This is a genomic window from Halomonas sp. IOP_31 (genome assembly GCF_021151495.1).
In the GTDB taxonomy this organism is placed as follows: Bacteria; Pseudomonadota; Gammaproteobacteria; order Pseudomonadales; family Halomonadaceae; genus Modicisalibacter; species Modicisalibacter zincidurans.
On sequence record NZ_JAIRBP010000058.1, the window covers coordinates 1 to 10,687 of the forward strand.

Consider the following 10,687-nt stretch of genomic DNA (forward strand, 5'->3'; position numbering starts at 1 on the left):
TCGCCTCCGGTTGCTCTCCACCCCGCCTCGCGGCGACGCAGTTACCTTCGACTACGGGGCCATGGCTTACCCCGACTCGGACTTCCACCGAGTTGTGTGCACGCCTTCACGGGCGCACTGGCAGGGAATTTATTCCCGATTCGCTTTGGCTGACTTATCGCGAATAAATTCGCTCCCACTATTTCTTGCCCTGGCCGAGTTCAGCCAGCAACCGGCGGATCCCCGCGCGCAGCCCCGCATCGGACGCTTCCCGCCCCGGGCGCCCGGGCGCCGCATCGGCACGCCGGGCATATTCGAGCGCCGCGGCGTCACGGCCCTGCTCGCGCAGGAAGTCGGCATAGAAATACAGCGTGTCGATGCCTTGCGGGCGAATCTCCACGGCTTTCTTGAGCAGCCGTTCGGCCTTTTCGGCATCGCCGAAGCTGACCGGCCAGCCCGGCACCCTGGCGTAGAGCGTACCCAGGGTGACATAGGCCGAGCCGTCATCGCCCCGGGGATCGAGCTCGATCGCCCTCTCCAGCGCCGCGCGCGCCTGCTTGGCCAGCCCCAGGGCACCCAGCCCGCCCTTGGCACGCGCCTGGGAGGCCAGGATGATGCCTTGCCAGGTCAGCACCCGGGCATCGTCGGCCTGACTCGTCGCCAGTCGATCGGCATCGCCGGCCAATTGCGCGAAGGCCTTTTCCTGCGCGTCTCCTTGCATCTGGTAGTTGATCTGCGCCCAGCGCTTGATCAGCGGATAGACCGGATCGGGCTGCGCCATGGCGAACCCCGCGACTCCCAGGCTCCCCAACAACATGGCGGCCAGCATGGCCGCTCCCAGCAGACGTTTACACAGCATCGTTCGACTCCTCGGCAGATCCGCCAGCGGCGGAGATACGAGCCGACCGGCTCGTGGTGCATCCTACTGCCAGCACCATAACGAACGTTTGTATGATTCTCCATGCAGTCTTCGTCGAATCCGTTACAGCTTGGCCTTCATCGCCGGGTTGCGTAGGCTGACCGGATTACCGCAACCGCCATGACGACCGATGCCATGAAAGGCCGCAACATGACGCGCTGGCGCGATCCCGCCAAGGACCCGCGCCAGGAAGCCAAGAGCAATCTGATCACCCCGGAGGGTCACGCCCGTCTCAGCGGCATCCTCGACCATCTGTCGCGGATGCGCCGCCCCGAGATCTCGGCCAAGGTCGGCGAAGCCGCCGCGCTGGGCGATCGCAGCGAGAGCGCCGACTACACCTACAACAAGAAGGAGCTCAACCGGGTCATCGCGCGCATCCGCTACCTGGGTAAACGACTCGACGAGCTGCAGGTGGTCGACCGCCTGCCGGCGGATACCGGACGCGTGTATTTCGGGGCGTTCGTGACCCTGGAAGACGAGGACGGCGACGAGCTGGCGATCCGCATCGTCGGCCACGACGAGACCGATACCGCCAAGCGCTGGATCAGCGTCGACGCGCCGCTGGCCCGCGCCCTGCTCGGCAAGGCACTCGACGACGAGGCCACCGTCGCCGCGCCGGGCGGCGAGACGCGCTACATCATCACCGCCATCGACTATCGCGATCCCGGCGCCAGCCGCTAGCCATCATCGGCGAATTGCCCGATACACGCGAAAGCGCCGGTCGTCAGCGAGAATCGAGAAGCGCCCGAAAGCCGCCTCGAGGCGATCGGGATAGGGCAGAAAGGCATTGGCCACCAGCAGCAGGCTGCCGCCGCGCTCGAGCCGCTCGGGGGCCTCGGCGATCAGCCGGGCCGCCGGGCCGTAGTCGATCGCCCGCTCCTGATGAAACGGCGGATTGCTGACGATCGCGGAAAAACGCCCATCATCGGCCAGCCCGTCGTAGACATCACTCTGAACCACCGTGCCCTGAAGCGCATTGGCGGCCAGCGCGCGTCGGGTCGCCTCCACGGCGAAGGCACTGACGTCGAGCGCGGTGACCGCGGCGCCGCGTTGCGCCAGGCTCGCGGCGATGACGCCGTCGCCGCAGCCGACATCGAGCACTCGCTCGCCGTGGCGGCCGAGTTCATGAGGCAGATGCTCGAGCAGCAGCCGGGTGCCGTCGTCGAGCTTGCCATGGCCGAACACGCCGGGGTGGCTGGCCAGCGTGAGCCCGGCCGCTTCGAAGCGTTGCCACAGCGCATCGGGATCCAGCGCGAGCGGCCCGACGCGCGTCTCGAACAGCGTGCAACGGCGCGCACTGTCGAGCTTGCGACAGCCCAGGCCCAGCGCTGCCAGCACCTTGAGCACCCGCTTGATGCCGCCCTGATTCTCGCCCACGATCTGCAGCGGGGTCCCCGCGGGCAACCCGCGACACAGCGCCAGCAGCCACCATTCGCCCAGCGCGTGGGCCTTGGGCCAGAACAGCACGGCACCCGGCGGGGTAGCGATTTCGGGCTCGAGCGAGTCATACGCGGTCAGGCCAACCGCCCGCCACTGCCGAACCAGTGTGAGATCGGCGCTCCACAACGGCCCCGGCGCCTGCGCCGTCAACCAGGGATCTGACGGCGGCGCGACCCACAGCCAGCCGCGGTAGTCGTTGAATTGACGACAGGCGTCGGCTTGGCGCTCGATCAATTGGCAGACCGGGGTCGTCGCGCTCATTTCCCATCTCCAGGGGGGGCGGGTTTGCGCAGGTGATAGAGCAGGTAGCGCCCCAGCCGCCAGTGCGGCTCGACGTCGCAATAGCGGCGTTCGAGTTCGAACAGCCGGGCCAGCGTCGCGGCGTCCGGCTCACGCTCGCGCAGGTAATCGTGAAAGACCCGGATGCCGGCGACGTGCTCGACGACCAGGCCCGCTTCGGCGAGCCAGCCGCTGATCTCGGCATGCGTCAACGGCGAGATCGGCGTCAAGCGCTGGCGCTGACCGGTGCCGGCGAGCCGATCGTCCAGCGCCTTCTGCAGGTTGCCCTTGACGACGTTGGAAAAGCGCAGCGCATCGCGATTGAAGACCATCAGCGAGAGCTGCCCGCCCGGCGCCAGCAGCCGGGAGAGCGTCGCCAGCGCCTGGCGCGGCTCGGCGAGCCATTCCAGCACCGCGTGACAGACGATCAACGGCCAGGGACCGGGCACGGCTTCGTCCAGCGCCTGCAGCGGCAACTGTCGGAATTCGATCGGCAGCCCGCCATGCGCGTCACGCGCCCGTTCGAGCATTTCGCCGGAGGGTTCGGCCAGCGTCACCGGATGGCCGCGCCGCGCCAGCCAGGCGCTCATCTGGCCCAGCCCGCCGCCGACATCCAGTGCCGGCTGGCCGCACAGCGTCAGGGTGCGCGGCAACAGCTCGTCGAGCAGCGCCAGGCGCAGCTCGCCGCGCGGCTTGCCATACAGGCTATCGGCGAACTTGTCGGTCAGGCCATCGAATATGCGGTCGCGCGCGCTCACCGTTTGCCTCTCGTCGGGGAAAGCCGCCAGTCTAGCCTCGCCATTCGCGCGGCTCTACCCGGCGTTTGAAATCATCCTCAAGTATTCGCAGCCACGGCCGATAACCCATCGATTGCCAGAGGATCGCCGGCTGCACAGGAGTACCCACCTTGGGCCCATTGCCTCCCCTGCTGGAACCCGTTGTCAAAGTGCTGGAACTGCCCGGCATCGCCATTTCGATCATCGATGGCGAGGCTGCCGGCTTCCCGGTGCTGTACGTCAATGCCGGCTTCGAGCAGCTCACCGGCCATTCCCGCCAGGAGGTACCCGTTCCGGCGTGCCGCGTTTTCGTGGCCTGCGACAACGAGACTGACATCGAGGCCTGGCTGAGCGAGGTGTTGACCAGCCGCACACCGACCCCCCATACGCTGGCGCTGTGTCGCCGCGACGGCAGCCAGTTCTGGAACGAACTGACCCTGTCGGTGACCGAGACTGCCGCCCGGCATCGCTACGTGATCGCCACCCACCGCGACGTCACCGATCAGCGCCGCCAGGGGCTCGCCAAGGCGGTCTTCGACAGCACCCATGACGGCATCATCATCACCGACGCCGAGCGGACGATCGTCGACACCAATCCGGCCTTCACCGTACTGACCGGCTACGAGCGCGCCGAGGTGATCGGCGAGAAGCCGCACATGCTGTCGTCCGGCAAGCACGACGCCACCTTCTATCAATCGCTGTTCGCCGCGGTGGACAAGCACGGCTTCTGGTCGGGCGATATCTGGAACACCCGCAAGGATGGCAGCCAGTTGATCGAGAATTCGACCATCTCGGCGGTGCGCAACGACGCCGGCGAGCTGATCAACTACGTCGGCGTGTTCCGCGACATCACCCAGCAGCGGCTCAACCAGGCGCGCCTCGAGCGCATGGCGATCTACGATCCGCTGACCGGGCTCTACAATCGCGAGCATTTCACCGTGATGCTCGAAAACCACCTGGCCGGCCTGCAATACGTCGAAAGCGGCCTGGCGGTGCTGTTCATGGATCTCGACGACTTCAAGCCGATCAACGACAGCTACGGCCATGCCGCCGGCGACGAGCTGCTGGTCGAGGTCAGCCGGCGGCTCAAGCGGCTGATGCGCAGCACCGACATCGTCGCGCGGTTCGGCGGCGACGAGTTCGTCATCGCGCTGGGCGGCATGGGCAACAGCGACAAGGCGTCCAAGGTCGGGCAAAAGATCATCGACGATCTGACCCAGCCATTACTGCTCGCCAACGGCAAGCAGGTCAACGTCTCGGTCTCGATCGGCCTGGCCTTCACCAGCGACTACCGGCAAAGCCCGCCGACCCTGATCGACAGTGCCGACCATGCCATGTACGAAGCCAAGCTCGGCGGCAAGAATCGCATCGCCAAGGCCCAGCGCTTCATCGAGTCGCGCAGCCAGGACGCCTTCCAGCGGATCCGCGAGGCCTTCGAGAACGGCGAGCTCGAACTCTACTACCAGCCGATCATCGACCTGGCGAGCAACCAGACGCACAGTTTCGAGGCGCTGGCACGCTGGCGCCACCCGCAGAAGGGGCTGCTCGGGCCGCAGCATTTCATCACCGTGATCATGCACTCCTCGCTGAGCCTGCCGTTCGGCCAGTGGCTGGTGCGCGAGGCCGGCCACATGGCCAAACGATTTCAGGATGCCGGTCACGCCACCCCGGTCAGCATCAACCTGTCGCAGGATCAGATCGAGACCGGCAGCTTTCTGCGTGCCATCGTCGAGACTCGCGATGCGCTCAAGCTGACGGTGCCTTACCTGACCATCGAGGTGCTGGAGTCGAGCCACTTCCACGACCTGGACCTGGCCTGCAGCCAGCTGCTCGAGGCGCGCTTGCTGGGAACCTCGATCGCCCTCGACGACTTCGGCGCCGGCATTTCCTCGATCACCTACGCCAATCACCTGCCGATCGATACGCTCAAGATCGATCGCAGCGCGATCAAGAATATCGACTCCCGCGAGGATCAGCGTCAGTTCGTCGGCGGCATCATCGACATGGCCCACGCCATGCAGCGCCAGGTACTGGCCGAGGGCGTGGAACGCGACCAGCAGCTGGAAAAGCTGCGCGAGCTGGGCTGCGATTTGGCACAGGGCTTCCTGTTCGGCGAGCCGATGCCGGTGACAGCATTGATCGAACGTTACCTCAGCGCGGACGCACGCCCCGCCTATCCGCTGAAAGCGGCTGCCGCCTCCGAGCGGCCCGCCTGAACGCGGCAACTCGCTCCATGCACAGAGGTTTATCTCGTGCGGTCAGGCGCTTATAATGCGCCACGTTCGGCGCACCTGACTACCGCCCAGCCAGGCCCCGCAAGCAACGCCCCTATAGCTCAGCTGGATAGAGCATCCCCCTCCTAAGGGGAAGGTCTCAGGTTCGAATCCTGATGGGGGCGCCAAGCCGCGCCGTTTCCCGCCTCCTCTCTCAAGCGCCGCGTGGCAGATCCAATTCAATCAGGGCTCGATTACCGTGACTGCGAATTCGTCTTTGCTGCAGTCGCCGCTGATGGCCAGCGTCATGTGCCCGTTGATTAAAAGGTTCATCGCATTTTGCCGGCAAATGCGGCACAGGTCATCGCGAACCAGTTCCCTCCCACCGGCGTCCCCATGCTCCAGTGGTCCATCCAGGCTGGTTTGCGTGGGAGAGCGTTTATTCCCAATAGCGGGGCCTTAACGTTTCACGCTGATCCGCGAAGAACCTAAAAAAGGAGATCGCGCTCATCAAGTTTGATGCCGGTCAATGCCTGTCGGCGCGCTACAGCCATACTCATGGTGGCAACCGGCCACGTTTCGGGCCGCCAACGGGAGTACCAGACCAATGAAAGCGCTTGTCTACGAAGGAGTGGGGCAACGAAGCTGGAAGGACAAGTCCCGTCCCGACATCGAAAAACCTACGGATGCCATCGTACGGCTGACCCATACCACCATCTGCGGAACCGACCTGCATATATTGAAAGGCGATGTCCCGGCGGTTGAAGCCGGCCGTACCCTGGGTCACGAGGGAATAGGCGTCATCGAGGAGGTGGGCGATAGCGTCAGCAGTCTCAAGCCGGGCGATCAGGTGCTTATCTCCTGCATCACCTCCTGTGGCCACTGCGACTATTGCAAGCAGGGCATGTACGCCCACTGCCGCGACGGCGGCTGGATCCTCGGCCACAAGATAGACGGCACCCAGGCCGAGTTCGTGCGCATCCCGCATGCCGACAACAGCCTTTACCGCTTGCCACCGGGGCTCGACCCGGCCGCCGCGCTGATGCTGAGCGATATCCTGCCCACCGGTCACGAGATCGGCGCGCTCAACGGCGAGGTCAAGCTCGGCGATACCATCGCCATCGTCGGTGCCGGCCCCATCGGCCTGGCCGCGCTGCTGACGTCGCGCTTCTATTCGCCGGCGCGCATCATCATGGTCGACCCCGACGAGAACCGGCTGGCCGTGGCCCGCCAGTTAGGGGCCACCGATACGGTCAGCGCCGACCCTGTAGATACGATCATGACGCTCACCGAGGGCGAAGGCGTCGATGTGGCCATGGAAGCGGTGGGCATTCCCGAGTCGTTCGATACCTGCCAGCGCATCCTGCGCCCTGGCGGAAAGCTCGCCAACATCGGCGTGCATGGCCGCAGCGTCGAGCTCCGCCTCGAGGAGCTGTGGATCAAGAACGTCACGGTCAGAACGGGACTGGTCAACACCAATACCATTGCTGTGCTGATGCGTTTTCTCGAAGCCGGCGGCATCGACGCGCAGAGCCTGATCACGCACCGCTTTGCCTTGAACGAGATCGAGCAGGCCTATGACGTGTTCTCGCGTGCCGCTTCGGAGAAGGCGATCAAGGTGTTATTGACCGCCTGATAGCGATTCGGCCTAACCCGGGCTGTTAGGCCGTTTGCATTTCCTTCGCCAATCCGCAAGGGCCTGAAGGGACCGCTACCCGCCCTGTTCTGGCGGCGAGATGAACGCATCGCGGTGAAAGGCAATGGCGTTATCGACTTCCTTGAGCCCGATCACCCCCGGCACCGGTGGCTCGAAACCCGCCAGGACCTTGAGCACGCTTCTGGCCCCTTGCGCCAGGGAAGTCAGGTTGTACCCGCCCTCCAGCACGAAGACCAGGTGGCCCTCGCAGTGACGCCGGGCCAGTTCCTGAAGGATGCCGGTCATGGCACCAAATCCTTCGTAGGAAACGCTGAGCGACAGATCGTTCCAGTGCGGATCGAATCCCGCCGAGACGAGAATCAGGTCGGGCTGGAACCAATCGGCGGCAGGCAAGAGGATGTCGTTGAAGGCCTTGATGTAAGCGGTGTCACCGGCGCCGGCTGGCATCGGCACGTTAACCGTCGCGCCCTCCCCCAGCCCGCCACCGATGTCTTCCAGATTGCCCGATCCCGGGAAGAAGGGAGCGGCCCGGTGAATGTCGAAAAACAGCACACTGGGATCGGCCCAGAATATCTCCTGGGTTCCATTGCCATGATGGGCATCCCAGTCGACGATCAATACCCGCGAGCAGCCGAGCGCGGCCCTGGCATGTGCAGCGGCTACCGCGACGTTGTTGAACAGACAGAAGCCCCGGGCGCGAACCGACTCGGCATGATGCCCGGGTGGGCGAATCAGGGCAAAAGCCGACTCCGCGCGTCCCGCCATGACCGCTTCCACGGCCGCCACGGCGGTACCGGCGGCCACTTCCGCCGCTTCGATACTGCCGGGCGAGACCGCGGTCGTATCGACATCGAGCCAGGCCTTCTTGCCACGCAGCTGATAAATGGATTCCAGATAGCCGGTCGTATGCACCCGGCTGAGCTGCTCGTGGGTGGCCTGGGCGCCCGACTCATAGCGCACGCCGGCGACCGGGTCATGCTCGAGCAGTTCAAGGATTGCGGTCAGCCGACCGGGATGTTCGGGATACTTCCAGGCCACTCCCAGCCCTTCCAGAATCTCCCGCAGGCGCTTGTCCATACGCTGGGAAAGAAAGGCCCCATGGCCGTCAGGCTGGTGCGCCAGTACCCGGTCGTCATAAAAAGCCAGAACACTATTCCTATCAGCCACGTTGCCCCCTCGGTCTGCAGCTTGCCGGGTAACTTCGCGTTCCACCGAAGCCACCGTTTGTACGCCTCAGGCGGCACGGCTCACAGTTGCAGTCATGATAGCCATTATCCAGCGCCCTTCGACATTTAGCCTGCAGTCGACAAATATCGCCAGCGACTATCCTGAGCAGACTTCCAGGCCGTTCTCGATAAGCGCAGAATTATTAATTATGGTCAAAGTCATGCTTGGCAACGCGCGTTAAAAAAACAGCGGTGGCTTGTTTACCTGAAGGGAGCGGCAGCTGGCCGGGCCGTGAACCATCGCCCTTTGGGCCGGGCCGTCCCGGCCCCTCTAGCATGGAGCGATTTCGTGGAATTCAAGGATTATTACCAGACGCTGGGTGTCGACAAGACCGCGACCATCCCCGACATCAAGAAGGCCTACCGCAAGCTGGCGCGCAAGTATCACCCCGACATCAGCAAGGAGCCCGACGCCGCGCTGCGCATGCAGGAAATCAACGAAGCCAAGGCGGTGCTGACGGATCCCGAAAAGAGAGCGGCCTACGACCAGCTTGGCGAACGCTACAGTACGGGGCAGGAGTTCCGCCCGCCCCCCGACTGGGACGCCGGTTTCGAATTCTCGGGCAGCGGCTTCGATGAAGCCGACCTGGGCGAGTTCAGCGATTTCTTCGCCAACCTGTTCGGCCACGCCGGGCGGGGCCGTGGAACCCGCAGCCAACGGGGTTACCAGATGCGTGGCGAGGATCGGCACGCCAGAATTTTCGTCGACCTGAACGATAGCTACCACGGCGCGACGCGAACCGTGACACTGCATGTACCACAGACCGATCCGCAGGGGCATGTCTCGCTGCAGCAGCACACTCTCAATGTGCGTATTCCCAAAGGCATCAAGGAAGGCCAGCATATCCGCCTCGCCGGTCAGGGACATCCCGGCGTCGGCGGCGGAGCACCGGGCGACCTTTACCTGGAAATCCACTTTACGCCGAACCCCGATTACCGGGTGGAAGGCAAGGATGTCTTCGCGACGCTTCGGGTTGCACCCTGGGAGGCGGCCCTCGGCATCGCCATCGATGTCCCCACACCGGCCGGCCAGGTCCACCTGAAGGTCCCCAAGGGCTCGCAGGGAGGGCGCAAGCTACGCCTGAAGGGGCGTGGCATTCCGGATTCAGAGCCCGGCGATCTGTATTTCGTCCTCGAAGTGGTACTCCCGCCGGCCAATACCGACAAGGCACGCCAGCTCTACGAGAACATGGCGCGTGACATGCCGTTCAATCCGCGTCAGACGAGGTGACCCATGGCCGAACACAACGCAATCAAAGGTGTGGTTCTCGACGAGGCCAGCCTGACACTGGAAGAGTTCGCGCACGCCTGCGCCGTCGAACGTCAATGGGTGGTGGAACGGGTCGAGAGCGGCATGCTCGGTGACGGCACGCGCTATGTCGCCCAGTGGCGCTTCAGCAGTCGCGACCTGACCCGGGCCCGGCGCCTGCGCCAGATGGAGGCCGACTTCGATGCCGTGCCGGAGCTGGCCGCCCTGGTGGCCGACCTGTTTGAAGAGGTGGATCGCCTGAGAGGTCGCCTCCGGGCCGCCGGATTGAAACCCGAGTGAGAGCCGGAACGGGCTGGCTAACGGAACATCCGCTGATCACAATGCAGACAGACGGGATTGCCAGTCACTCGCTAGCGGAAAACACATGAACAGCCGAACGAGCCTTACTCCCGGCGCGACTCTCTCATGAGCGTTGAAACATCGCCGTCATCACCTGCGCTTACCTGCTGGCGGCCTTCGTCAAAGGGGCGACCGGGCTGGGGTTCTCGACATCCGCGTTGCCGATCCTGACTCTCGGGCTGGGCCTCAAGTCCGCCATGCCGCTGGTCATCATCCCCTCGCTGATCAGCAACGCCCTCGTCATGGTTCAGGCCGGGCACTTTCGGGAAACCGCCCGGCGCTTCTGGCCGATGTTCGTCGCCACCGTCCCCGGCGTACTGCTCGGCCTGGCCGTGCTCGACCTCATCGACAGCCTAGTCGCCGGAGCCATTCTGGGGGTGGTGCTGATCGGCTATGGCACTTTTACGCTGTTTCGTCCGTCGCGACCCCTGTGTATCAACCTGAATCCATACACCGGCTCAGTGAGTTAAGCTCACTATCAGAGCCCGAGGTTCAGGAGCCCGTATCATGCCTAAACCGCCAACCGAGCTGCCCGACCATCAGGTCACGCCGAATCCCAAGCTCGAGAAGCGCACACGTCGTCAGTTCT

10 protein-coding genes and 1 tRNA gene are annotated in these 10,687 nt (G+C 64.5%); 7 read left to right on the top strand and 4 right to left on the bottom strand.

Annotated features, from left to right (window positions below; translation table 11 throughout):
• Window positions 1-178: 178 nt before the first annotated feature.
• The gene (locus K7I12_RS16850; protein WP_051907504.1) at window positions 179-838 is read right to left on the bottom strand and encodes a TRAP transporter TatT component family protein; all 660 of its coding nucleotides are present in this window, start codon (window positions 836-838) and stop codon (window positions 179-181) included.
• 195 nt (window positions 839-1,033) lie between these two features.
• Here K7I12_RS16850 and greB point away from each other — a divergent pair, with 195 nt between their 5' ends.
• Complete coding sequence (gene greB, locus K7I12_RS16855) at window positions 1,034-1,579, top strand: transcription elongation factor GreB (RefSeq protein ID WP_084173704.1); 546 nt, start codon at window positions 1,034-1,036, stop codon at window positions 1,577-1,579.
• A gap of 3 nt (window positions 1,580-1,582) precedes the next feature.
• Here greB and K7I12_RS16860 read toward each other — a convergent pair whose 3' ends face one another.
• Both K7I12_RS16860 and K7I12_RS16865 read right to left on the bottom strand, forming a co-directional pair.
• Entirely contained in the window at window positions 1,583-2,599 is a 1,017-nt protein-coding gene (locus K7I12_RS16860) for a class I SAM-dependent methyltransferase (RefSeq protein WP_231664753.1), read from the bottom strand.
• Complete coding sequence (locus tag K7I12_RS16865; protein ID WP_031384492.1) at window positions 2,596-3,375, bottom strand: methyltransferase domain-containing protein; 780 nt, start codon at window positions 3,373-3,375, stop codon at window positions 2,596-2,598. The genes K7I12_RS16860 and K7I12_RS16865 overlap by 4 nt, the downstream gene beginning before the upstream one ends.
• Before the next feature lie 149 nt (window positions 3,376-3,524).
• On the opposite strand from K7I12_RS16865, the gene K7I12_RS16870 reads away from it, so the two are divergent.
• From K7I12_RS16870 to K7I12_RS16880, 3 genes are all read left to right on the top strand, one after another.
• Complete coding sequence (locus K7I12_RS16870; RefSeq protein ID WP_084173562.1) at window positions 3,525-5,609, top strand: putative bifunctional diguanylate cyclase/phosphodiesterase; 2,085 nt, start codon at window positions 3,525-3,527, stop codon at window positions 5,607-5,609.
• A 108-nt stretch (window positions 5,610-5,717) separates the two neighbouring features.
• Window positions 5,718-5,794: transfer RNA gene (locus tag K7I12_RS16875), tRNA-Arg, on the top strand.
• Between the two features lie 419 nt (window positions 5,795-6,213).
• Entirely contained in the window at window positions 6,214-7,242 is a 1,029-nt protein-coding gene (locus tag K7I12_RS16880; RefSeq protein ID WP_031384494.1) for a zinc-dependent alcohol dehydrogenase family protein, read from the top strand.
• 75 nt (window positions 7,243-7,317) lie between these two features.
• Here K7I12_RS16880 and K7I12_RS16885 read toward each other — a convergent pair whose 3' ends face one another.
• Window positions 7,318-8,430, bottom strand: a complete 1,113-nt coding sequence (locus K7I12_RS16885; protein ID WP_031384495.1) for a histone deacetylase family protein — start codon at window positions 8,428-8,430, stop codon at window positions 7,318-7,320.
• Between the two features lie 348 nt (window positions 8,431-8,778).
• Here K7I12_RS16885 and K7I12_RS16890 point away from each other — a divergent pair, with 348 nt between their 5' ends.
• The 3 genes from K7I12_RS16890 (at window position 8,779) to K7I12_RS16900 (ending at window position 10,568) form a co-directional block, all read left to right on the top strand.
• Complete coding sequence (locus K7I12_RS16890) at window positions 8,779-9,720, top strand: DnaJ C-terminal domain-containing protein (RefSeq protein WP_031384496.1); 942 nt, start codon at window positions 8,779-8,781, stop codon at window positions 9,718-9,720.
• A gap of 3 nt (window positions 9,721-9,723) precedes the next feature.
• A complete protein-coding gene (locus K7I12_RS16895; RefSeq protein ID WP_031384497.1) occupies window positions 9,724-10,038 on the top strand; it encodes a chaperone modulator CbpM in 315 nt (104 codons plus the stop codon).
• Window positions 10,039-10,256: 218 nt separating this feature from the next.
• Window positions 10,257-10,568 (top strand): TSUP family transporter, encoded by a 312-nt coding sequence (locus tag K7I12_RS16900; protein WP_231664754.1) that lies wholly within the window; start codon window positions 10,257-10,259, stop codon window positions 10,566-10,568.
• The last annotated feature ends 119 nt before the right edge of the window (window positions 10,569-10,687 follow it).

Coding starts and splice junctions, on each gene's coding strand:
- K7I12_RS16850 (WP_051907504.1), bottom strand. CDS start 838: ATGCTGTGTAAACGTCTGCTGGGAGCGGCCATGCTGGCCGCCATGTTG.
- greB (WP_084173704.1), top strand. CDS start 1,034: ATGAAAGGCCGCAACATGACGCGCTGGCGCGATCCCGCCAAGGACCCG.
- K7I12_RS16860 (WP_231664753.1), bottom strand. CDS start 2,599: ATGAGCGCGACGACCCCGGTCTGCCAATTGATCGAGCGCCAAGCCGAC.
- K7I12_RS16880 (WP_031384494.1), top strand. CDS start 6,214: ATGAAAGCGCTTGTCTACGAAGGAGTGGGGCAACGAAGCTGGAAGGAC.
- K7I12_RS16895 (WP_031384497.1), top strand. CDS start 9,724: ATGGCCGAACACAACGCAATCAAAGGTGTGGTTCTCGACGAGGCCAGC.